The organism is Pseudomonas hefeiensis (assembly GCF_030687835.1).
Classification (GTDB): Bacteria; Pseudomonadota; Gammaproteobacteria; order Pseudomonadales; family Pseudomonadaceae; genus Aquipseudomonas; species Aquipseudomonas hefeiensis.
Map to the genome: position 1 here is coordinate 5,196,272 of NZ_CP117449.1, position 22,259 is coordinate 5,218,530.

General features: G+C 60.1%; 19 protein-coding genes. 5 read left to right on the forward strand and 14 right to left on the reverse strand.

Annotation, left to right across the window (positions count from 1 at the left end; genetic code table 11):
• Positions 1-174: 174 nt before the first annotated feature.
• Positions 175-1,800 (forward strand): glucan biosynthesis protein D, encoded by a 1,626-nt coding sequence (locus tag PSH57_RS23390; protein ID WP_305385784.1) that lies wholly within the window; start codon positions 175-177, stop codon positions 1,798-1,800.
• A 199-nt stretch (positions 1,801-1,999) separates the two neighbouring features.
• Here the strand turns inward: PSH57_RS23390 and PSH57_RS23395 are convergent, their stop codons facing one another.
• The 3 genes from PSH57_RS23395 to PSH57_RS23405 all read right to left on the reverse strand — a co-directional run bounded on the left by PSH57_RS23395 (position 2,000) and on the right by PSH57_RS23405 (position 5,786).
• Entirely contained in the window at positions 2,000-3,106 is a 1,107-nt protein-coding gene (locus PSH57_RS23395; RefSeq protein WP_305385785.1) for an NADH:flavin oxidoreductase/NADH oxidase, read from the reverse strand.
• A 256-nt stretch (positions 3,107-3,362) separates the two neighbouring features.
• Positions 3,363-5,072 carry a single-stranded-DNA-specific exonuclease RecJ gene (gene recJ / locus PSH57_RS23400; protein WP_305385786.1) on the reverse strand — a complete coding sequence of 570 codons (1,710 nt, stop codon included), beginning with the start codon at positions 5,070-5,072 and terminating at the stop codon, positions 3,363-3,365.
• Positions 5,073-5,243: 171 nt separating this feature from the next.
• The gene (locus tag PSH57_RS23405; protein ID WP_305385787.1) at positions 5,244-5,786 is read right to left on the reverse strand and encodes a YaeQ family protein; all 543 of its coding nucleotides are present in this window, start codon (positions 5,784-5,786) and stop codon (positions 5,244-5,246) included.
• Positions 5,787-5,932: 146 nt separating this feature from the next.
• On the opposite strand from PSH57_RS23405, the gene PSH57_RS23410 reads away from it, so the two are divergent.
• Positions 5,933-7,132 (forward strand): CaiB/BaiF CoA transferase family protein, encoded by a 1,200-nt coding sequence (locus tag PSH57_RS23410; RefSeq protein ID WP_305385788.1) that lies wholly within the window; start codon positions 5,933-5,935, stop codon positions 7,130-7,132.
• A gap of 333 nt (positions 7,133-7,465) precedes the next feature.
• On the opposite strand, the gene PSH57_RS23415 is transcribed toward PSH57_RS23410, so the two are convergent.
• The 11 genes from PSH57_RS23415 to ffh all read right to left on the reverse strand — a co-directional run bounded on the left by PSH57_RS23415 (position 7,466) and on the right by ffh (position 18,313).
• Positions 7,466-7,753 carry a DUF3509 domain-containing protein gene (locus PSH57_RS23415; RefSeq protein ID WP_256232331.1) on the reverse strand — a complete coding sequence of 96 codons (288 nt, stop codon included), beginning with the start codon at positions 7,751-7,753 and terminating at the stop codon, positions 7,466-7,468.
• A gap of 186 nt (positions 7,754-7,939) precedes the next feature.
• Positions 7,940-9,310 (reverse strand): transporter substrate-binding domain-containing protein, encoded by a 1,371-nt coding sequence (locus PSH57_RS23420; protein ID WP_305385789.1) that lies wholly within the window; start codon positions 9,308-9,310, stop codon positions 7,940-7,942.
• Between the two features lie 120 nt (positions 9,311-9,430).
• On the reverse strand, positions 9,431-10,840 hold the full coding sequence (thrC, locus tag PSH57_RS23425) for a threonine synthase (RefSeq protein WP_305385790.1): 1,410 nt from the start codon (positions 10,838-10,840) through the stop codon (positions 9,431-9,433).
• 104 nt (positions 10,841-10,944) lie between these two features.
• Positions 10,945-12,249, reverse strand: coding sequence for a homoserine dehydrogenase (locus PSH57_RS23430; protein WP_047227506.1), 1,305 nt, complete (start codon positions 12,247-12,249; stop codon positions 10,945-10,947).
• Positions 12,250-12,381: 132 nt separating this feature from the next.
• Positions 12,382-13,113, reverse strand: a complete 732-nt coding sequence (gene dsbC, locus PSH57_RS23435; protein ID WP_092402674.1) for a bifunctional protein-disulfide isomerase/oxidoreductase DsbC — start codon at positions 13,111-13,113, stop codon at positions 12,382-12,384.
• Between the two features lie 598 nt (positions 13,114-13,711).
• Positions 13,712-14,608: a site-specific tyrosine recombinase XerD gene (gene xerD / locus PSH57_RS23440; protein ID WP_305385792.1), complete on the reverse strand. Its 897-nt coding sequence runs from the start codon at positions 14,606-14,608 to the stop codon at positions 13,712-13,714.
• Positions 14,609-14,740: 132 nt separating this feature from the next.
• The gene (gene rplS / locus PSH57_RS23445; RefSeq protein ID WP_003175895.1) at positions 14,741-15,091 is read right to left on the reverse strand and encodes a 50S ribosomal protein L19; all 351 of its coding nucleotides are present in this window, start codon (positions 15,089-15,091) and stop codon (positions 14,741-14,743) included.
• Between the two features lie 45 nt (positions 15,092-15,136).
• A complete protein-coding gene (gene trmD, locus PSH57_RS23450; RefSeq protein WP_205929660.1) occupies positions 15,137-15,910 on the reverse strand; it encodes a tRNA (guanosine(37)-N1)-methyltransferase TrmD in 774 nt (257 codons plus the stop codon).
• The gene (gene rimM, locus PSH57_RS23455) at positions 15,892-16,428 is read right to left on the reverse strand and encodes a ribosome maturation factor RimM (protein WP_047227502.1); all 537 of its coding nucleotides are present in this window, start codon (positions 16,426-16,428) and stop codon (positions 15,892-15,894) included. The genes trmD and rimM overlap by 19 nt, the downstream gene beginning before the upstream one ends.
• 5 nt (positions 16,429-16,433) lie before the next feature.
• Positions 16,434-16,685 (reverse strand): 30S ribosomal protein S16, encoded by a 252-nt coding sequence (rpsP, locus tag PSH57_RS23460; protein ID WP_003185073.1) that lies wholly within the window; start codon positions 16,683-16,685, stop codon positions 16,434-16,436.
• 251 nt (positions 16,686-16,936) lie between these two features.
• Positions 16,937-18,313, reverse strand: a complete 1,377-nt coding sequence (gene ffh, locus PSH57_RS23465) for a signal recognition particle protein (RefSeq protein ID WP_092402670.1) — start codon at positions 18,311-18,313, stop codon at positions 16,937-16,939.
• 207 nt (positions 18,314-18,520) lie between these two features.
• Between ffh and PSH57_RS23470 the strand changes: the two genes are divergently transcribed.
• The 3 genes from PSH57_RS23470 to PSH57_RS23480 all read left to right on the forward strand — a co-directional run bounded on the left by PSH57_RS23470 (position 18,521) and on the right by PSH57_RS23480 (position 22,215).
• Entirely contained in the window at positions 18,521-19,333 is an 813-nt protein-coding gene (locus tag PSH57_RS23470) for a cytochrome C assembly family protein (protein ID WP_305385794.1), read from the forward strand.
• A 12-nt stretch (positions 19,334-19,345) separates the two neighbouring features.
• Positions 19,346-20,587 (forward strand): HlyC/CorC family transporter, encoded by a 1,242-nt coding sequence (locus PSH57_RS23475; protein WP_305385795.1) that lies wholly within the window; start codon positions 19,346-19,348, stop codon positions 20,585-20,587.
• A gap of 314 nt (positions 20,588-20,901) precedes the next feature.
• Entirely contained in the window at positions 20,902-22,215 is a 1,314-nt protein-coding gene (locus tag PSH57_RS23480; RefSeq protein WP_305385796.1) for an MFS transporter, read from the forward strand.
• Positions 22,216-22,259: the final 44 nt, after the last annotated feature.

Here is a 22,259-nt window from a genome sequence, read left to right on the forward strand (position 1 = left end):
TTCCTCTCTCTCCCGGCCTACGTATCCCCTATGATTTTGCGCCTCGGTGAACCGATCCGGCTCTCAGGCATCTGTTCTAACGTCCGTCGCGTTTGGCCAAAGGCATGTCCGAACTTCTTTACCAGTCTCTGCTGCCAGGAAAGGCTCGGGATTGTTTCCAGAAAGGTTGTATTTATGCACCGCAGGAATCTGCTCAAGGCTTCCATGGCTTTCGCGGCCTACACCGGGCTTTCGGCCTCAGGGCTCATGGCCGCGCGTGCCTGGGCTGCTGACCGGACCGCCGACGGCGAGGCCCGTCCTTTCGATTTCAACGGGTTGAAAGAACAGGCCCGGGAACTGGCCAAGAGCCGTTACGTCGACACCAAGCAAGTCTTGCCGCCGACACTGGCGATGATGTCCCCCTTGCAATTCAACGCCATTCGCTACGACGCCAATCACTCGCTGTGGAATGAGCTGGACGGTCAGTTGGACGTGCAGTTTTTCCACGTCGGCATGGGCTTCAAACAACCGGTGCGCATGTACAGCGTCAACGCCAAGACCCGCATGGCCCGTGAAGTACACTTCCGTCCGGAGCTGTTCAACTATGAAAAAACCACGGTCAACACTTCGCAACTGACCGGTGATCTGGGCTTCTCAGGGTTTCGGGTGTTCAAGGCGCCGGAGCTGGACCGGCACGACATCGTTTCGTTTCTGGGGGCCAGTTATTTCCGCGCCGTGGACAACACCGGCCAGTACGGATTGTCAGCCCGGGGCCTGGCCATCGACACTTACGCCAAGAAGCGTGAGGAGTTTCCGGACTTCACCAAGTTCTGGTTCGAAATCCCGGACAAAAACAGCACCCGTTTCGTGGTCTACGCCCTGCTCGACTCGCCCAGCGCCACCGGTGCCTATCGTTTTGACATCGATTGCCAGCCCACCCGCGTCGTGATGGAGATCGATGCCCACATCAATGCCCGTACCGCCATCGAGCAACTGGGCATCGCGCCGATGACCAGCATGTTCAGCTGCGGCACCGTTGAACGGCGCATGTGCGACACCATCCACCCGCAAATTCACGATTCCGACCGGCTGGCGATGTGGCGCGGCAATGGCGAGTGGATTTGTCGTCCGCTGAACAACCCCGCCACCCTGCAGTTCAACGCCTTCGCCGACAAGAACCCGAAAGGCTTCGGCCTGGTGCAGACCGACCACAACTTCGCCAGCTACCAGGACACCGTGGACTGGTACAGCAAACGCCCGAGCCTGTGGGTCGAACCGACAACGGCCTGGGGCGAAGGCTCGGTCGATCTGCTGGAGATTCCTACCACCGGTGAAACGCTGGACAACATCGTCGCATTCTGGACGCCGAAAAAGCCGGTCGCCGCCGGTGAATCGCTCAACTATGGCTACAAGCTCTACTGGAGCGCCCTGCCACCGGTGAGCACCGAGCTGGCTCAAGTCAACGCGACCCGTTCAGGCATGGGCGGTTTCATCGAAGGCTGGGCCCCGGGAGAACACTACCCAACCGTCTGGGCCCGGCGCTTTGCCGTGGATTTCAACGGCGGCGGCCTCGACCAGCTCCCCCCTGGCACCGGCATCGAACCGGTGGTGACCTGCTCCCACGGCGAAGTGAAGGACTTCAACGTGCTGGTGCTCGACGCGATCAAGGGTTACCGCATCACCTTCGACTGGTACCCGACTGACGACCGCGTGGACCCGGTGGAGATGCGCCTGTTCCTGCGCACCAAGGACCGGACCTTGAGCGAGACCTGGCTGTACCAGTACTTCCCGCCGGCGCCGGATAAGCGTAAGTATCCCTAAGTTTGGTAGCGTCAGGGATGACGCCATCGCGAGCAGGCTCGCTCCCACAGTGGATTTGTGTTGCTCACAGAGTTTGTGTTCGACACCGTTCCCTGTGGGAGCGGGCTTGCTCGCGAAGACGGCGGTAAAAGCACCAAAAATTTCAGACAAACAAAAGCCCCGGCCTAAAAAACCGGGGCTTTTTGGTTCAAGCTAACCCTTAATCGCGCAAATCCGACTCATGAATCGGCTGCTCCCGATGCGTGGCCCGCTGGTACTGCGCCGGCCACGTGGCTTTGCGTCCCCCCAGGTCATCATCGGCATGCAACGCCCAGTACGGGTCGCGCAACAGTTCGCGGGCCAGGAAAATGATGTCGGCCTGACAGGTCCGCAAGATGTGCTCAGCCTGGGCCGGTTCGGTAATCATGCCGACAGTGCCGGTGGCGATTTCCGACTCCTTGCGCACCCGTTCAGCAAAGCGCGTCTGATACCCAGGACCGGTGGGAATTTCCGCATTCACGGCGGTGCCGCCCGATGACACATCGATCAGGTCCACCCCCAGCGCCCTGAATCGCCGCGCCAGCTCCACGGTTTCATCCGGGTTCCAGCCATCCTCGACCCAGTCAGTGGCCGATACACGCACGAACACCGGCAACTCCTCAGGCCATACGGCCCTGACCGCTTCGGTCACTTGCAGCACCAGTCGGATGCGGTTCTCGAACGAACCGCCGTATTGGTCGCGCCGCTGATTGCTCAAAGGAGACAGGAATTGATGCAGCAGATAGCCGTGGGCTGCGTGAACTTCCACGACTTTGAATCCGGCCGTCAGGCTACGTTTGGCCGCCTCCACGAACGCCTGGATGACACCGGCAATCTGCCCTTCGTCCAGTTGGACCGGCTGGGTGTGCTGCGGATCGAAGGCAATCGGCGACGGACCGACCGGAACCCAGCCACCCTCCTCCGGTTTTACGCTGCCATGCTTTCCGAGCCAGGGTCGCCAGGTGCTGGCCTTGCGTCCGGCGTGGGCCAGCTGTATACCCGGCACGGCCCCTTGGGCGGTGATAAAGCGGGTGATGCGTTGCAGGGGGCCGATCTGTTCATCGTTCCACAACCCCAAGTCCTGGTCGGTGATGCGGCCGTCGGCAGTGACCGCAGTGGCTTCGGTGAACACCAGGCCGGCGCCGCCCACGGCGCGGCTACCGAGGTGTACCAGGTGCCAGTCATTGGCCAGGCCGTCGGCGCTCGAATACTGGCACATCGGCGACACTGCGATGCGATTGGGCAGGGTCAATTGGCGAAGGGTATAGGGTTCCAGCAGCAGACTCATGGGGCACCTCTCGAATCAGTGGGCAGGCTCCAGGGTTCTGTTTGAAAAGTCGTCGAGTGACAAAAGGTGCAACACCCGCCCCCGCGGGCAAAGAAATCCGACAAGACGTCACAAGGGCTATCAAGCAGTGCTTAGAGCCTAGTCGACAACCCGGGATCAGGGTGGGTTCAGAATTAAAAACCGCCCCTGATTCTTGTGTGGGAGCAAAGTTTGCTCCCACACAAGGAGTCGTCACCCAACAGATGGGTGTTTGAGCCTAGCGCGGTTCGATATGGGCAATCATCAACTGCACCGTTTCCTGGCCGCGAAACTCGTTGAGGTCAAGTTTGTAGGCCAGTTCGACCCAGCGCACGGTGGGGTTTGGCCAAATATCGCGATCGACGCCAAAGGCAATGCCGTCAAGCTTCACCGAACCGCATTCGCTCTTGAGGACGACCTTGAGGTGCCGTTCGCCCACCACGCGCTGTTCGACCAACTGGAACACGCCGTGAAACATCGGCTCCGGGAAATGCTGGCCCCAGGGCCCGGCGTGACGCAGCGCCCGGGCCAGCTCCAGGTGAAACTCCTCCACCGCCAGGGTGCCGTCCGACAACAGGCGCCCGGTCAGGTCTTCTTCACGCAATTGCCGGCGCACTTCAGCGTCGAACGCCTCGGCGAACAATGGAAAATTCTCTTGCGCCAACGTCAGCCCCGCCGCCATGGCGTGGCCGCCATACTTGCTGATCAGGGTTGGATGTTGCGCCGCCACTACACTTAGGGCATCGCGAATATGAAACCCCGGCACCGAGCGCCCCGAGCCCTTGAGCAGGCCGTCACCGGCATCGGCAAAAGCAATGGTCGGACGAAAATAGCGCTCTTTCATCCGCGAGGCGAGGATACCGATGACGCCCTGGTGCCACTGTGGATCGAACAGGCATAACCCGAACGGCATCGATTCCACCGGCAAGTCCTTGAGCTGGGCCAGCGCTTCACGCTGCATGCCCTGTTCGATGGATTTGCGATCCTGGTTCATGCCGTCCAGTTGCGCCGCCATCTCCCGCGCCAAGGCCGGATCGTCAGTGAGCAGGCATTCGATGCCCAGGCTCATGTCGTCCAGACGCCCGGCGGCGTTCAGACGCGGGCCGAGGATAAACCCGAGGTCCGTGGAGGTGATACGGGAATGATCGCGCCTGGCCACTTCCAGGATGGCCTTGATGCCGGGGCGGGCGCGCCCTGCACGAATGCGTTCCAGGCCCTGGTGCACCAGGATCCGGTTGTTGGCGTCCAGGGGCACCACATCCGCCACGCTGCCCAGTGCCACCAGGTCCAGCAGTTCGCCGATGTTTGGCTGGGGGCTGCTGGCGTAACGGCCCAGGCTGCGCAGACGCGCCCGCAACGCCATCAACACATAAAAAATCACGCCGACACCGGCCAATGCCTTGCTCGGGAATTCACAGCCCGGCTGGTTCGGGTTGACGATAGCGTCGGCCGCCGGCAGTTCAAGGCCCGGTAAATGGTGGTCGGTAACCAGTACCTTGAGCCCCGCCGCTTTTGCCGCCGCCACACCTTCGACGCTGGAAATACCGTTGTCCACGGTGATCAGCAACTGCGGCTCACGGGTCAGGGCGACCTCGACAATTTCCGGGGTCAGTCCGTAGCCGTACTCGAAGCGATTGGGCACCAGATAGTCGACATGGGCCGCACCGAGCAAGCGCAGCCCCAACATGCCCACCGTGCTGGCCGTCGCGCCATCGGCATCAAAGTCGCCAACGATCAGGATGCGCTGGCGCTGCTCCAGCGCCACCACCAACAGATCCACCGCCGCGTCGATGCCCTTGAGTTGCTGATAAGGAATCAAGCGCGCCAGGCTCTTGTCCAGTTCTGCCTCGGACTGCACGCCACGGGCCGCATACAGGCGCGTCAGCAGGGGCGGCAGGTCACCGAGGAATGGCAGGGTGTCGGGTAGCTGGCGAGGTTCTATGCGCATGGGGTGACAAAGTTTTCTCTGGAAATCGTGAAGGTTGTGGCAAGGAAAGCTTGGGTGGGAGCGGGCTTGCTCGCGAAAGCGGCGGCACATTCAACATCAATGCAAACTGATTTGCCGTCTTCGCGAGCAAGCCCGCTCCCACAATGGCTCACTCAATACCGGGTCAATGGCTCAACCGCGCTCACCCAGCAACCATTGCAACTGGACTTCGTGCTGGCCACGGTCATCAGTCACGAAAATCGTTCCCTCGCTGATCATCACATCCCACTTGATCACGCGGGGCATGTCCTTAGCGAGCGTCTCCAGCACTTCCTGGGGCACGGAGGCGATGTTAACGTTCTTGAGGTTTTTTACCGCCGGGATCACCTTGCCTTCCCAGACCCGCAGGCTGCCATAGGCCAGCAGGCTGGTGCGTTCGGTACGGCGCGAGCACCAGGTCAGGCGGTCGGCATCGGGCTGACCGACTTCAATCCAGTGCAACACACGGTCGTCCAGGCTTTTTTCCCACAGCGCAGGTTCATCGACATCCGACAGACCTCGGCCAAACGCCAGCAGTTCGTTGTACCAAAACGCGTAGGCCAGCAGGCGCACCGTCATACGCTCCTCGGTTTCCGAAGGATGACGGGCGATGGTCTGCTTCACGCTCTCGTACACACTGCGGTCGAGGTCGGTGAGGTTCAGTTCAAACTTATAGGTCGTGGACGGCTGGGCCATGAACGGGCTTCTTGATACGAGGAAAGGCGGCAAGTCTAACCGATGAGGCGGGCATTCCACGAATTGCCGACCATCAACCTGCGGCGACTGAAGCCGGCCTATGATAAAACGCTCTATTCGTCTGCCTTTGTTCTACAGGATCCGTCATGTCGCTTACTGCCAAACCCCTTGCGGGCGTCAAAGTCATCGAACTCGGCACCTTGATCGCCGGGCCTTTCGCCTCACGGATCTGCGGTGAATTCGGGGCTGAGGTGATCAAGGTCGAATCGCCCGATGGCGGTGACCCGTTACGTAAATGGCGCAAGCTGTATGAAGGTACGTCCCTGTGGTGGTTCGTCCAGGCGCGTAACAAGAAATCCCTGACCCTGAACCTCAAGCACCCCGACGGTCTGGCGATTCTGAAAAAGCTGATTGGCGAAGCCGACATCCTGATCGAGAATTTTCGCCCCGGCGTGTTGGAAAAACTCGGCCTGGGCTGGGATGTGTTGCATGCGCTGAACCCGAAACTGGTCATGGTGCGGCTCTCGGGCTTCGGTCAGACCGGACCGATGAAAGATCAGCCAGGGTTTGGCGCAGTGGGCGAGTCCATGGGCGGCCTGCGTTACATCACCGGGTTCGAAGACCGGCCACCGGTGCGCACCGGCATATCCATCGGTGATTCGATTGCCGCCCTCTGGGGTGTGATTGGCGCACTGATGGCGCTGCGTCATCGCGAGGTCAACGGCGGAACCGGGCAAGTGGTAGACGTGGCGCTGTATGAAGCGATCTTCGCCATGATGGAAAGCATGGTGCCGGAGTTCGACGTGTTCGGTTTCATCCGCGAGCGCACCGGCAACATCATGCCGGGTATCACCCCATCGTCCATCCACACCAGTGCCGACGGCAAGCACGTGCAAATTGGTGCCAACGGCGACGCGATCTTCAAGCGCTTCATGCAGGTCATCGGCCGTGACGACCTGGCCAATGACCCGCAACTGGCCAGCAATGATGGTCGCGACAGCCGCCGCGATGAGCTGTACGGGGTCATTGATCGCTGGGTCAATTCATTCCCGCTCGATACCGTTATCGAGCAGTTGAACCAGGCGGGAGTGCCGGCCAGCCGGATTTTCAGCGCCGAAGATATGTTCAGCGACCCGCAGTTCCTGGCCCGGGAAATGTTTCTGCAGGCCAAGCTGCCGGACGGTAAGGCGTTCAAGATGCCGGGGATTGTACCGAAACTTTCCGACACCCCGGGCACGTCCGAATGGGTCGGGCCGGCGCTGGGTGAGCACAATGCCCAAGTGCTCGGTGAGCTTGGCTACGATGCGCAGCAGATCGCCCAACTGCGCACCGACGGCGCCATTTGATGCGGTGAGCGAACGTCTGTGGCCACTGAAGAACGAGTGTGGGAGCGAGCCTGCTCGCGATTGCGTCGGTTCAGTCGACTTGATGTTGACTGGCACACCGCAATCGCGAGCAGGCTCGCTCCCACAAAGGTTCAGCGCCGGCCAGCGGCAGAGCACGCTAAAACCTTAAACGCCAGGCAAAAAGAAACCCCGAGAAGTGGGGAGACAACTCGGGGTTAAACGTGACCATTCATGGTCCGTACCACAAGCGACAAGCACCGGAGCACAATGCTTGATCTTGCTGGTAACAGGTCTGACTCATCAGGACGTAGGAAGGTTCCCACAAAAACCCATTCAATTCGGGATAACCATGACCTTGTCACGCGCCAGATTACGCAGCGCCGCTATCACACAGGGCTCAAGGCGACCCTCGGCAATCAGTACATCGCGATGCAGTCCATCGACCACATCCGTCAGCTGACGCTTGTCGGTCAACTGAGCCTGGTTGAACATCCTTTCGACCATGATCGCCCCAGAGGCATTCTTCAGCGTGACCAGGCATTCGCCCTTGGCGCCAGAGGGAGTCAGCGTGACCTGATACGGGCTCAAAGCCTCACCCAGCAATAGGCTGATACTTTCCATTCGCTCACCCTTTAATAGTCTGAAAACAACTGCTTGTTCACAGTAGATGACCGTGAGCCGCAGCAGAAAGTTCGTTAGCGCACCGAGCCGGTGCGCCCCAAACCGGTTCAACCGAGCATGCGCGCCCAATATGACAGGGGAACAACAGACATCACGTGAAGGAATTTTCCTAGCGAGCTGTCCCCGTCAAGCCAGGAACTGCTCGCCACGGCTCCACCGGCGACCGGCATCAATCCAGCCGCCCAAGAGACCGCGCAACTGCCCATCGGCCCCATAAAAAGGCACCGACCAATGGTAGATGTCCCGTAATCCACCACCGAACATCAATTGACGGTCGACGAACCGGGACTGCCCGGTTCGCAGCTGCTCCATGACCTCCGCGTGCAGCAACGCGGCAGTGGCCGGCGGGAACACCGCGGAGTCCGTCAGCCGTGTTCCCCGCAGCTTTTCAAAGCGCGTCGCGAACTGCTCTTCGTAACTTTTGTTGCACATGATCAGGCGCCCTTCCAGATCACGGATGAAAATCGGATCGGGCATCGCATCCATCAAGGCTCTCTGGAGCATCAACTGATCATTGAGGACAGCCTCGGCCTTGAGGCGCTGATCGATTTGTATCTGCAGGCGGCGGTTCCAAAGCAGGGACAGCAGGCCGAACAACACGACCACGATCACACACCAATAACCCCAACGGGACACCCGCAGCCAGACCGATGGTGCCTGGCTGGGGGCGATACCTGCCATCCACTTGGAACGCAACGCACGCATTTCCTCGGCCGGAAAAGCTTCCAGGGCCTTGTTCAGAATACTCAGCAATGGAAGCAGATCCTGGCGCACGGCCAGATAGTCCGGTTCCCACTTACCTTCCAGGCTTCTTCCTACGCGCAACTGTCCCGCCGGGTAGAGGTGCACCCCGGTTTCATTTTCAATGGTGGCGTGGGCTTCCCGACTCTCCACCAGCGCCCTCGCTTCCCCGTAAGTCTTGACCGTACGCAGTTCGATGGCCGGGTAGTCGCGCCTGATTTCCGCCTCCAACGCATGCCGTGCCGGCAACGCCAGGATCTTGCCATTGAGCTGCTCAAGCGAGTGGGGAGCGCAATCCCCGTCACGTCCGACAAATACCCAGCCAGAACCGCCAAATGCATGGCTGAAACTCAGGAAATCCCTGCGCTCGTCGTTCATCGCCAGCGTGGTCGTCATGTCGGCCTCGCCATTCTCCAGCATCGCCAGCAATTGATCGGGGGAAAACGACTCCCGATGCACGAACTCAAGGCCAGTCATTTGCGCAATACGCTGGAGAATATCGTTGTTCAGGCCGTTCCACTGTCCACGCTCATTCTTGAACAGGTACAGCGGAAACTGCATCGAAGCCACGATGACCTGCGGGTTCTCCTTGATCCACTTCAATTCCTGCGGATCCAGCACCAACCGTTCGCCGGGATCGAACGGGGGCGCTTCATAGGCCGCCAACTGCGCCGCCCCCGCCCCCTGCGCCCAGTGCATCAGGGCCAGGCCCATCATCCAGCTCAGGGCTGGTTTGCGTCTGATAAAAAACAACATCTGCATATCCTTCGAGATTACTCGCCCGTCCCTCCAAGGGCGAAAACCCGGCCAGTTTGGCATGCAGAAACAAGAAAGCCCGTCAGGAGACGGGCTTCAAAATGTGACAGGTTTCAGCGCTCAGAGAGGCTTGCCGCGGTTGCCATGCTGACTGACAAAGGCCTGAACGGCTTTCAAGTCATTGGGCAATACGGTGCAACGCTCATCTCGCTCAAACAAATCAGAAAGATGTACGGGTAGTTCAAGCGCTTTTCCTACACCCGCCTTCTCCACCGCTTCCGGAAACTTGACCGGATGGGCTGTACCCAGAATCACCATCGGGATATCCAGGCTACGACGGCACTCACGGGCGGCTCTCACACCAATGGCTGTATGCGGATCGAGCAATTCACCGCTCTGTTCGAACACCTCGGCGATGGTCTCGCAGGTTTGCGCATCGTCCACCGCAAGCGAGTCAAACAGCTTGCGCGCTTCGGTCCAGCGCTCAGGCTCGACGCTGAAACCACCGCCCTGTCGGAAGCTGTCCATCAGGCCGGCAATCGCCGCGCCATTGCGACCGTGCAGGTCGAACAGCAGACGCTCGAAGTTCGACGACACCATGATGTCCATGGACGGCGACAGCGTGGCGTGCAGGGTTTCCTTGACGTACTGGTTGCCGCTCATGAAGCGGTGCAGGATGTCATTGCGGTTGGTGGCGACGATCAACTGGTTGATCGGCAGCCCCATGTTGCGCGCCAGGTAACCGGCAAAGATATCGCCGAAGTTGCCGGTAGGCACCGAGAACGACACCGAACGGGTCGGGCCGCCCAGTTGCAAGGCCGCGTGGAAGTAATAAACGATCTGGGCCATGATCCGCGCCCAGTTGATCGAATTAACCGCGACCAGTCGCGTGCCTTTGAGGAAGCTCTGGTCGGCGAAACTGGCCTTGACCATTTCCTGGCAGTCATCGAAGTTGCCTTCGATGGCGATGTTATGGATGTTATCGCCGAAAATCGTTGTCATCTGCCGACGCTGCACTTCCGAGACGCGGTTGTGTGGGTGCAGGATGAAAATGTCGACGTGCTCGCAATGCTTGCAGCCTTCGATGGCGGCCGAACCGGTGTCGCCGGAGGTGGCGCCAACGATCACGACACGCTCGCCACGCTTTTGCAGCACGTAGTCCAGCAGACGACCGAGCAATTGCAGGGCGAAGTCCTTGAAAGCCAGGGTCGGGCCGTGGAACAGCTCCATCACCCATTCGTTGCCGTTGAGCTGACGCAGCGGCGCGATGGCGTTGTGGGAGAAGACGCTATAGGTCTCTTCCAGGATTTTCTTGAAGTCGGCGTCCGGAATACTGCCGGTGACAAACGGGCGCATGACCCGGAAGGCCAGTTCGTGATACGGCAAACCGGCCCAGGAGGCGATTTCTTCCTGGGTGAAACGCGGCAGGTTTTCCGGCACATAGAGGCCGCCGTCCGTGGCCAGGCCGGCCAGCAGGACATCTTCGAAATTCAGGGCCGGTGCCTGGCCGCGGGTGCTGATATAGCGCATAAGGGCAAACCTTTGGTTTGAGCTTCAAGCTACGAGCTACAAGCTGCAAGTAGAAGCGGGGCCGCTTTTGACTTGTAGCTTGCAACTCGTAGCTTGTAGCTGCTTCAGTTCAAATGTTCAACGCGGATACGGACCACCGGCCCGACAACGCCCTGGAGAGCCTCCAACGCGGTGATCGCGTCGTTGATGCGCTGCTCGACCACACGGTGAGTCAGCAGGATCATCGGCACCAGGCCGTCGTGCTCCTCGACTTCCTTCTGCATGATCGACTCGATGTTGATGCCGCGCTCCGAAAGGATGCTCGCCACCTGGGCCAGTACACCTGGGTGGTCCTTGGCCTGGATACGCAGGTAGTAGGCACTTTCGCATGCTTCGATCGGAAGAATCGGATGATCCGACAGCGAGTCCGGTTGGAAAGCCAGGTGCGGCACACGGTTCTCCGGGTCGGAAGTCATCGCGCGCACCACATCCACCAGGTCGGCCACCACCGAGGAAGCGGTCGGCTCCATGCCGGCACCAGCACCGTAGAACAGGGTGGAGCCCGCGGCGTCGCCATTGACCATCACGGCGTTCATCACGCCGTTGACGTTGGCGATCAAGCGATCGGCCGGGATCAACGTCGGGTGTACCCGCAGCTCGATGCCACTGGCGGTGCTACGAGCCACGCCCAGGTGCTTGATGCGGTAGCCCAAGGCTTCAGCGTAGTTCACGTCAGCGGTGGTCAGCTTGGTGATGCCTTCGGTGTAGGCCTTGTCGAATTGCAGCGGAATACCAAAGGCGATGGACGCCAGGATCGTCAGCTTGTGCGCCGCGTCGATGCCTTCCACGTCAAAAGTCGGATCGGCTTCTGCGTAACCCAGGGCCTGGGCCTCGGCGAGCACGTCTTCGAAGGTGCGACCCTTTTCGCGCATCTCGGTAAGAATGAAGTTGCCAGTGCCGTTGATGATCCCGGCGACCCAGTTGATGCGGTTGGCCGAAAGGCCCTCGCGGATCGCCTTGATCACCGGAATGCCACCGGCCACGGCGGCTTCGAACGCAACGATCACGCCCTTTTCCCGCGCTTTGGCGAAAATCTCATTACCGTGAACAGCGATAAGCGCCTTGTTCGCGGTGACCACATGCTTGCCATTCTCGATGGCCTTGAGTACCAGCTCGCGGGCAACGGTATAGCCGCCCATCAGCTCTATGACGATGTCGATCTCAGGGTTCGTGGCCACTTCGAAGACATCGTTGGTAATCGCAATACCGGTCGTCTGGAACTGAGGCTTTGGCGTGCGCATGGCAATTTGTGCCACTTCGATTCCACGCCCGGCACGACGAGCAATTTCCTCGGCGTTGCGCTGAAGTACGTTGAAGGTGCCGCCACCGACGGTACCTAACCCACAGATGCCTACTTTGACCGGATTCACTCTTGACTCCCCATGAAACGGCCGACGCAAGGTCGGCCGTGAAATACAGCCGCGCAGCAACGCGACTTTGTGTTTAACGGCCCGACGAAGGTTTTCGCCGAGCCGTGATCTTCATAAACGCACTGCCCATGATCATTTGGCGCCAAGGGCCAGTTTGGCGACTTGTGGCGCCGGCTGGTAGCCCGGAATCACCTGGCCGTCCGCCAAAACGATGGCCGGCGTACCGTTCACACCGATGGACTGACCGAGGGCGAACTGCTTGGAAACCGGGTTTTCGCACTTGGCGGCCTTGATTTCCTTGCCATCGACCATTTTGTCCATGGCCGCTTTTTTGTCCTTGGAGCACCAGACCGCCTGCAACTGCTCATCACCCGGCGAACCCAGGCCCTGACGCGGAAACGCCACATAGCGCACTTCGATGCCGCGCTTGTTCAGCTCCGGCACTTCGGCGTGCAGCTTGTGGCAATACGGGCAGGTGGTGTCGGTAAACACGGTGATATGGGATTTGGTTTCGCCGACCGCCGGGTAAACCACGGTTTCGGCAACCGGAATGCCGTTGATCAGCTTGGAAATACCCTGGCGCTCGGTCTTCTCGGTGAGGTTGACCGGCTTACCGCCTTTGAGCTCGAACAGGTTGCCCTGGACGATGTACTGACCGTCAGCGCTGGCGTAGAGCACACGGCTGCCCTGGAGCTTGACTTCGTACAGGCCGGACATGGGGCTGGCGGTGATGGTTTCGATCGGCACCTCCATCTGAAGGTTTTCCAGGCTCTTGCGGATAGCCTTGTCGGCCGCGTCGTCGGCGATGGCAACAGTACTGGCCAACGCAATGGCGGCGGCGGTGAACATCTGGATCAAACGCATGGGAGCTCCTGAGACGGACAAATGGGACGGGGAACGCCGACCGGCAGATTCGGGTTCCAACCGCCCACTGTGCAAACCGGCAAAGCCTACCACATAAGGCCCGCGTGGCCGAATGCCGGTGATACAAGGCACTGATGAATGCTTTCTGTGGGCGCTCACAGATCCTGAACTCACCACACATCCCCTGTGGGAGCTGAGCTTGCTCGCGAAAGCGGTGGGTCAGCTTGCATCACCGCCAGATGCGCCACCGTCATCGCGGGCAAGCCTTGCTCCCACAGTTTTCCGAGTCGTTCGCAGATCTCCATCCACCACAAATCCACTGTGGGAGCGAGCCTGCTCGCGAAAGCGGTGGGTCAGCTTGCATCACTGCCAGATGCGCCACCGTCATCGCGGGCAAGCCTTGCTCCCACATGAGTTCTCGGGTGTTCATAAGTTTGGGGCTCACCACCAGCCCCCTGTGGGAGCTAAGCTTGCTCGCGATGGCGGTCTGTCAGCTTTCACCCATGCTGAATGTGCCCACGTCATCGCGAGCAAGCTGGGCTCCCACACGGGTTCTCGGGTGTTCATAAGTTTGGTGCTCTCCCCAGGGGGGGGTCACTCAACCGCGGGGGTGATGTTTGGCGTGCAGGTCCTGCAGCCGCGCCCGGGCGACGTGGGTGTAGATCTGGGTGGTGGACAGGTCGCTGTGACCCAGCAGCATCTGCACCACCCGCAGGTCGGCACCGTGATTGAGCAGGTGCGTGGCGAAGGCATGACGCAGGGTATGGGGGGACAGTGACTTGCCGATCCCGGCCACCTTGGCCTGGTGCTTGATGCGATGCCAGAAGGTCTGGCGAGTCATCTGCTCGCCGCGCAGGCTGGGGAACAGCACGTCGCTGGGGCGCCCACCCAGCAGTTCATGGCGGGCGTCGCGCATGTATCGCTCGACCCAGACGATTGCCTCTTCGCCCATCGGCACCAGACGCTCCTTGCTGCCTTTGCCCATCACCCGCAGAACGCCCTGGCGCAGGTTGACCTGCTCCAGCGTCAGGCTGATCAGCTCGGTGACCCGCAGGCCACAGGCATACAAAACCTCGAGCATGGCCCGGTCGCGCTGACCGATGGCTTCGCTGAGGTCCGGCGCCGCCAGCAGCGCCTCCACATCGGCTTCGGACAGGGACTTGGGCAGCGGTCGCCCCAACTGCGGCATCTCCACGCGCAAGGTCGGGTCCACCGCGATCAGCTTTTCGCGCAGCAAATAACGATAAAACCCGCGCAAACCGGAGAGCAATCGTGCGGTCGAGCGCGGCTTGTAGTTCTGCTCCAGACGCCACGCCAGGTGATCGAGGATCAACTCCCGCCCGGCATTGGCCAGATCCAGGCCTTGCTCCTGCAACCAGCCATTGAACAGCGCCAAGTCGCTGCGATAGGCATCGCGGGTGTTATCGGACAGGCCCTTCTCCAGCCACAGAGCGTCGAGAAACTGGTCTATCAACGGATGATCAATGGCTGCCATATAAACTCATGAGGGATGCGTGCGTACGCGGCATCGAAACGGGAAATGATGAGATGCAGGGTGCTCAAAGACCAAATCGCAGGCAACAAAAAAGCAGCCCGCAGGCTGCTTTTTTTGCATCGGAAGCTGGACTTAAGCCAGTTTTTCCTTGATGCGAGCTGCTTTACCGGACAGGTCACGCAGGTAGTACAGCTTGGCTTTACGCACATCACCGCGACGCTTGACAGCCATGCTGTCGATTTGCGGGCTGTAGGTCTGGAAAGTACGCTCTACGCCAACACCGTTGGAGATTTTACGAACGGTGAATGCACTGTTTACGCCGCGGTTACGCTTGGCGATAACAACGCCTTCGAACGCTTGCAGACGCGAACGGTCGCCTTCCTTCACTTTCACCTGAACGACAATGGTGTCGCCCGGGGCAAAGGTAGGGATTTCTTTGGTCATCTGCTCTGCTTCGAGTGCAAGAATGATTTTGTTAGTCATGCTGTGCTCCTAAGGCAAGTCGTCGGACTTACCATCGATACGTTGTTAACTATCGTCCCGCTCGCGGATGTATTCCTCGAGCAGCTTCTTCTCTTCTCCAGAAAGCGAGCGGCTTTCCAGAAGATCGGCGCGTCGTTCATAGGTCCGACCAAGGGACTGCTGTAAACGCCAACGCCGGATGTGCGCGTGATTGCCACTTAGCAATACGTCGGGAACACGCTGATCCGCATACACCTCCGGTCGGGTGTAGTGCGGGCAATCCAGCAGACCATCCGTAAAGGAATCTTCCTCGGCGGAATCTGCATGCCCTAAAGCTCCAGGCAGCAGTCGTGTAACCGCATCGATCAGGACCATCGCCGGCAGCTCGCCGCCAGACAGTACATAGTCGCCAATCGACCACTCTTCATCGACATGAGCTTCAATAAAACGCTCGTCAATGCCTTCATAACGGCCGGCAATCAGGATCAATGCATCCAAATTTGCCAGCTCGCGTACCGCCGACTGAGTCAGCTGACGGCCTTGGGGCGACAGGTAAATCACCTTCGCACCCTCCCCGGCTGCCGTCCTGGCCTGAACCAGCGCATCTTCCAGGGGCTTGATCTTCATCACCATGCCCGGACCACCGCCAAACGGGCGATCGTCCACAGTGTGATGTCGATCCGTGGTGTAGTCCCGCGGATTCCAACAGGTAAGCTGCAACAGCTCCTGTTTCACCGCGCGGCTGGTTATGCCGTACTCGCTGATGGCGGAAAACATCTCGGGAAACAACGTGATGACTTCAACGCGCAAATTAGCCACGTTTAGAAATCCGCATCCCATTCCACCTTCATCTCGCCTGCTGCAAGGTCAACTGCCAACACGCATTGCTCGGTATAGGGCAACAGGCGTTCGCGATCATCCAGGCTGCCGACGCAAGGCTTTACCACCATGACATCGTTCGAACCGGTCTCGAGCAGGTGATCGATTTTCCCGAGCAATTGCCCGAGGTGGTCGATGACCTTCAGACCCACCAGCTGGTACCAGTAGTACTCGCCGTCGGTCAGTTCAGGGAACAGGTTGCGTGGCACGCAGATCTCAAAACCGGCCAGAAGACGCGCTTCTTCACGATCATCGAGATCCTTGAGCTTTGCGACCAGGAACTTGTCGTTCCCACGTCCGCTGACCAGCTCAACCTGCTTCACGCTACCTTCGCGCTTGAGCGTCCAGGTTTTGTAGTCCAACAGGTTTTTGATCGGATCAGTAAAGGAATAAACCTTCACTTCGCCGCGAACGCCATGAACAGAATAGATTTTGCCGACAACGATCAAATCATCAGCATCTTTTGGCGTCGCGTTCATATTGCTCAGGCCGCAGCCTTAGCCGATTCCTTCAACAACTGAGCAACGCGCTCAGAAGGTTGTGCACCAACGCTCAGCCAGTAGGCTACGCGCTCTTGGTTCACGGACAGACGAATTTCCTGACCACGGGCAACAGGGTTGAAGAAACCAACCTGCTCCTTGTGGGAACCGTCGCGCGGGTTGCGGCTGTCGGTTACGGTCAGGTGGTAAAACGGGCGCTTTTTGGAGCCGCCAAGGGCAAGACGGATTGTTAGCATGTGAACATCGTTCCTGTAGTCGGTGCTGCAAATCTAAATGCACAGCGGGCATAGGTGCCCGAAAGGCCGCATATTCTAAGGAATATCCGGACTTTTGCAAATGTCTTTTTCCGGCGCCTGGCGCCGTGCGATCAAGATTTGCCATAGAGCCGTCATGAAAAACGGCAGGTCAGCTCCCGTGCAGCACGGGTTTGCTGGAGATCCCCGCATCCGTGCGGGGCAACGCCGACATGACAGCCGGCGCAGATTCTTTACATTTTCGGCATGCCGCCGCCGGGCAACATACCGCCCATGCCGCGCATCATCTTGGCCATCCCGCCCTTGGCGGAGAATTTCTTCATCATCTTCTGCATCTGCTTGTGCTGCTTGATCAAGCGACCGATGTCCTGCACCTGGGTGCCGGAACCCATGGCAATGCGGCGTTTGCGCGAACCGCTGATCAGCTCAGGGTCGCGGCGCTCGGCCGGGGTCATGGAGTTGATGATGGCTTCCATCTGCTTGAACTGCTTTTCAGCCGCGCCCTGGGCATTGCCCATTTGCGCCAGGTTCACACCACCGATACTCGGCAGCTTGTCCATGAGGCCACCGAGGCCGCCCATGCTCTTCATTTGTTGCAGCTGATCGCGGAAGTCTTCGAGGTCGAAGCCCTTGCCCTTCTTCAGCTTCTTGGCCAGTTTGTCGGCCTTGTCCTTGTCGAGGGTCTGCTCGGCCTGCTCGATCAGGCTGAGCACATCGCCCATGCCGAGGATACGCGAGGCGATACGCTCGGGGTGGAACGGCTCGAGCGCTTCGCTCTTCTCGCCCATACCGATGAACTTGATCGGCTTGCCAGTGATGGCACGGACCGACAGCGCGGCGCCGCCACGGGCATCACCGTCGACCTTGGTCAGGATCACGCCGGTCAGCGGCAGCGCATCACCGAACGCCTTGGCGGTGTTGGCCGCGTCCTGGCCGGTCATGGCATCGACCACGAACAGGGTTTCCACCGGGTTGATCGCGGCATGCAGCGCCTTGATCTCGCCCATCATCTCTTCGTCGATGTGCAGGCGACCGGCGGTATCGACGATGACCACGTCGATGAATTTCAGTTTTGCTTCTTTAATAGCCGCCTGGGCGATGTCCACCGGCTTCTGGCTCAGGTCGGACGGGAAGAACGTCACGCCGATGTCGTTGGCCAGGGTTTCGAGCTGTTTGATCGCCGCCGGGCGATAGATGTCCGCGGACACCACCATCACCGACTTCTTCTTGCGCTCTTTAAGGAAACGCGCCAGCTTGCCGGCCGTGGTGGTCTTGCCCGCGCCCTGCAGGCCGGCCATCAGCACCACCGCTGGCGGCACGGCGCTCAGGTTCAGGTCTTCGTTGGCGGCGCCCATCAGGCTTTCGAGTTCGGCCTGGACGATCTTCACGAACGCCTGACCCGGCGTCAGGCTGCGCGACACCTCGGCGCCGACGGCGCGTTCCTTGACCGAATTGACGAAGTCCTTGACCACCGGCAGGGCGACGTCGGCTTCGAGCAACGCCATGCGCACTTCGCGCAGGGTGTCTTTGATGTTGTCCTCGGTCAGCTTCGCCTTGCCGGTAACATGGCGCAGCGTCTGCGAGAGACGGTCGGTTAGGTTTTCAAACATGCGCGATCCTTTCAGGCCCAGATAAGACCGGGATAATGGCGGCCCAGACCGTAAAAAATGTGCTCGGCGAGCCTGCGGCGTGGGCAGGTCGCGGATTATAGCGAAGACTGCGCCCGGCGCACACCTCGCCGTCAGTTGCGCTGGTCTTTCGTGCGATGGAGATTCTATGCCAAACTCAGCGCCTTTCGGGCCTGCCTAACAGGATTTATGCTCCCCTTGTCACCCAGTTTGCTTGCCTCCCTCGCCGCCGCTTGTCTTTATGCCGCTGCGACCCTCTATCAAGGCACCCGCCTGGCCACCGGCGCCAAGGCGAACAAACGCCTGCTGGTTATGCTTGGCGTGCTGGCGGTGCTCGGCCACGCGGCCAGCCTTTATACCCACCTGATGACGCCAATTGGCCTGGGCCTGGACTTCTTCAACGCCGCCAGCCTCATTGCCGTGGCCGTGATTGCCCTGACGCTGCTGGCCTGTTCACGCATCCCGGTGGAAAACCTGCTGGTGCTGCTGTTCCCGCTGGGGCTGGCCACGGTGCTGCTGGCGCAATTCGCGCCGTCGGGCACGGTGCAGATCATCGATGAAGAACCGGGCATCCTGGCTCACATCCTGCTGTCGATCCTCGCCTACGGCCTGTTCACCATCGCGGTGTTCCAGGCCTTGCTGCTGCTGGTGCAGGATCACCAGCTCAAGCACAAGCACCCCTCCGGGCTGATCCGCAACTTCCCGCCGCTGCAAACCATGGAAAGCCTGCTGTTCGGCTTCCTCTGGGCCGGCTGGACCCTGCTGTCGCTGTCGCTGATCTCTGGCTGGTTGTTCGTCGAGAACCTGTTCGCCCAGCACCTGGTGCACAAAACCCTGCTGGCGTGCCTGGCGTGGGTGGTGTTCAGCGTACTGCTGTGGGGCCGAAATCGTCTGGGCTGGCGCGGCCATAAAGCCATTCGCTGGACCCTGGCCGGTTTCTGCCTGCTGATGCTGGCGTACTTCGGCAGCAAGCTGGTTCGTGAATACATTCTGCATGTCTGACGGACGGCTCTGATGGATATGTTGCCCGTAGGCCCGCTGTTCGCTGTACTGGTTGTGCTGATCCTCTGGTCCGCCCTGTTCACGGCCATCGAAGCCGCCCAGCAGCATTTGCTGGCCCAACGCAAAGCTTCGCGCGCCAGTGACAAACCACTGGCGAAGCTGAGTTTTCCCCGGGACAGTCTGATTCTGTGCAATACCCTCTGCCGCGCCCTGGCGGTCGTCATCGGCACGGTGCTGGCAATTTTTACCTGGCTGCAACACGGCCCCTGGGTGGCCTGGCTCGGTACCAGCGCAGCCCTGCTGGTCTTTGCCGATTACCTGCCGCGCACCCTGGCCACCCGCCACCCCGATGCGGTCCTGGCATTGGGCAACGCCTTGCTTGGCGTGCCCTTGAAGCTTCTTTATCCATTTGCCTGGCTGTTGAATGGCATCAGTCAATTGCTACTGCGTCCGTTTGCCCGCCAGGCAAGCGTGGTACAGCAAAACGACGATGAAATGCCCACACCCGCGCGCAACGATCATGAACCCGAACACAGCGGCGGCCGGCCGCATCCGGTTTCCGGCATCCATGCCCTGGACAACATTACCGTCAACGATATTCTCGTGCCCCGCAGCGAGGTCGATGGCATCAACCTCGACGATCCCATCGGCGACATCATTGAACAGTTGCGCCTGAACCGCCGCACCCGCCTGCCGGTGTTTCACAGCGACATCAACCAGGTCGAAGCGGTGCTCAACACCCGCCAGATCCGCCACCTGTTGAAGGACGCGAGCCTGACCCAGGAAGCATTGCTGGCCGCCTGCCACGAACCCTACTTCGTTCCCGAAAGCACGCCACTGCAGTTGCAATTGCTGAACTTCCACAAGCAGCAACGGCGCCTGGGCATGGTGGTAGACGAATATGGCGAAGTGCTGGGCATCGTCACCCTGGAAGACATCCTTGAAGAAATCGTCGGGGAGTTCGAAAGCGAGCACAGCCTCGACAACCCCCACGTTCATCCCCAACCGGATGGACGCCTCCTGATCGATGGCGCCGCCTCGATCCGCGAACTGAACAGGACGCTGGGCTGGCACCTGCCTTGCGAAGGCCCCAAGACCCTCAACGGCCTGGTGACCGAAGCCCTGGAAACCATTCCCGAGAGCCCGGTGTGCCTGAAGATCGGCCGCTATCGCCTGGAAATCATCGAAACCGTGGATAACCGCGTCAGCCAGGTGCTGGTGTGGCATAACAGTTCGGTGCCCGCCGTTTCCTGAATCCCAACAGGCTCAAGGTAAAACACAGTTGTGGCGAGGGGACTTATCCCCTCGCCACAAAAAGCTCAGCGCACGCTTCAATATTGTGCACGGCCTCACTTGTTGAATCGTTAGCCTCCTTCCTATACTCAATCCGCTTACCCAGCCCCGTCCGAACCCCGTGCTTACCCGCACCCAGCAGGTTCCGGCCCGACCATCGGCAAAATCCGCATCAGTCCTGCGACTGTTCCTACCTGAAACAGCGCCAGCGGCCCAAGGGAGTTCGACCATAATAATTCGCTCCAACGGAGCACATGACTGTCAGGGATAACTGCATGACAACGACCACTTGCAACGAAGCTGTGTCTGCCCAGCCGACGAACTCCGCCACCCGCGTGGCGACCGCAAGTTTCATCGGCACTGCCATCGAGTTCTATGACTTCTACGTCTACGCCACGGCTGCGGCCCTGGTGATCGGGCCGGTGTTCTTCCCACAAACCTCAGGCACGGCACAAATGCTGTCGTCCTTCCTGACGTTCGGCATCGCATTCCTCGCTCGTCCATTGGGCTCGGCGCTGTTTGGCCACTTCGGCGACCGGATCGGGCGCAAGTCCACGCTGGTGGCGTCCCTGCTGCTGATGGGGGTGTGTACCACGCTTATTGGTGTGCTGCCCGGTTACGCCAGTATTGGCGCCTGGGCGCCGATCCTGTTGTGCGTGCTGCGTTTTGGCCAGGGGCTGGGCCTGGGCGGTGAGTGGGGCGGCGCGGCGTTGCTCGCCACCGAGAATGCGCCCGAAGGCAAACGCGCCTGGTTCGGCATGTTTCCCCAACTGGGTCCCTCGATCGGTTTTCTGGCGGCCAACGGGCTGTTCCTGACCCTGGCCATGACCCTGGACGACGAGCAGTTCCGTTCCTGGGGTTGGCGGATTCCGTTCCTGCTCAGTGCGGTACTGGTGATCGTCGGCCTCTATGTGCGACTCAAGCTTCATGAAACACCCGTATTTGCCGATGCCATGGCCCGCCAGGAACGGGTGAAGGTCCCGCTGGTCGAGCTGTTCAGCCAGTACTGGGCGCCGACGTTGCTGGGTGCCGCGGCGATGGTGGTGTGTTATGCGCTGTTCTACATCTCGACCGTGTTTTCCCTGAGCTACGGCGTGTCCACCCTCGGCTATAGCCGCGAAACCTTCCTCGGCCTGCTGTGCTTTGCGGTGCTGTTCATGGCTGCCGCGACGCCGCTGTCGGCCTGGGCCAGCGACCGCTACGGGCGCAAACCGATCCTGATCATCGGGGGGGTGCTGGCGATTGCCTCGGGTTTCCTCATGGAACCCTTGCTGACCCAGGGCACGACCTGGGGCGTGGCGCTGTTCCTGTGCATCGAGCTGTTTCTGATGGGCGTGACCTTCGCCCCCATGGGCGCCTTGCTACCGGAACTGTTCCCCACCCATGTGCGCTATACCGGCGCCTCGGCCGCCTACAACCTGGGCGGCATCGTCGGCGCATCGGCCGCCCCGTTCTTTGCCCAGAAACTGGTGGCGATGGGCGGTTTGAGCTACGTCGGCGGTTATGTCTCGGGGGCTGCTGTGCTCAGCGTCATCGCGGTGCTGTGCCTGAAAGAGACGCGGCATAACGATTTGAACAGGGTCGCCTGAACCATCGGTGCGGGTCAGGCAACAGGCCCGCACCGAACCTGTCA

Excerpts from the sequence above, each read along its gene's own strand:
- PSH57_RS23410 (WP_305385788.1), top strand. The coding sequence starts at position 5,933 with ATGTCGCTTACTGCCAAACCCCTTGCGGGCGTCAAAGTCATCGAACTC.
- xerD (WP_305385792.1), bottom strand. The coding sequence starts at position 14,608 with ATGGCAGCCATTGATCATCCGTTGATAGACCAGTTTCTCGACGCTCTG.
- thrC (WP_305385790.1), bottom strand. The coding sequence starts at position 10,840 with ATGCGCTATATCAGCACCCGCGGCCAGGCACCGGCCCTGAATTTCGAA.
- PSH57_RS23395 (WP_305385785.1), bottom strand. The coding sequence starts at position 3,106 with ATGAGTCTGCTGCTGGAACCCTATACCCTTCGCCAATTGACCCTGCCC.
- PSH57_RS23475 (WP_305385795.1), top strand. The coding sequence starts at position 19,346 with ATGGATATGTTGCCCGTAGGCCCGCTGTTCGCTGTACTGGTTGTGCTG.
- dsbC (WP_092402674.1), bottom strand. The coding sequence starts at position 13,113 with ATGCGTTTGATCCAGATGTTCACCGCCGCCGCCATTGCGTTGGCCAGT.
- PSH57_RS23480 (WP_305385796.1), top strand. The coding sequence starts at position 20,902 with ATGACAACGACCACTTGCAACGAAGCTGTGTCTGCCCAGCCGACGAAC.
- rimM (WP_047227502.1), bottom strand. The coding sequence starts at position 16,428 with ATGAACGCGACGCCAAAAGATGCTGATGATTTGATCGTTGTCGGCAAA.
- PSH57_RS23470 (WP_305385794.1), top strand. The coding sequence starts at position 18,521 with ATGCTCCCCTTGTCACCCAGTTTGCTTGCCTCCCTCGCCGCCGCTTGT.
- PSH57_RS23405 (WP_305385787.1), bottom strand. The coding sequence starts at position 5,786 with ATGGCCCAGCCGTCCACGACCTATAAGTTTGAACTGAACCTCACCGAC.
- PSH57_RS23390 (WP_305385784.1), top strand. The coding sequence starts at position 175 with ATGCACCGCAGGAATCTGCTCAAGGCTTCCATGGCTTTCGCGGCCTAC.
- trmD (WP_205929660.1), bottom strand. The coding sequence starts at position 15,910 with ATGGGATGCGGATTTCTAAACGTGGCTAATTTGCGCGTTGAAGTCATC.
- rplS (WP_003175895.1), bottom strand. The coding sequence starts at position 15,091 with ATGACTAACAAAATCATTCTTGCACTCGAAGCAGAGCAGATGACCAAA.
- recJ (WP_305385786.1), bottom strand. The coding sequence starts at position 5,072 with ATGCGCATAGAACCTCGCCAGCTACCCGACACCCTGCCATTCCTCGGT.
- PSH57_RS23415 (WP_256232331.1), bottom strand. The coding sequence starts at position 7,753 with ATGGAAAGTATCAGCCTATTGCTGGGTGAGGCTTTGAGCCCGTATCAG.
- PSH57_RS23420 (WP_305385789.1), bottom strand. The coding sequence starts at position 9,310 with ATGTTGTTTTTTATCAGACGCAAACCAGCCCTGAGCTGGATGATGGGC.
- rpsP (WP_003185073.1), bottom strand. The coding sequence starts at position 16,685 with ATGCTAACAATCCGTCTTGCCCTTGGCGGCTCCAAAAAGCGCCCGTTT.
- ffh (WP_092402670.1), bottom strand. The coding sequence starts at position 18,313 with ATGTTTGAAAACCTAACCGACCGTCTCTCGCAGACGCTGCGCCATGTT.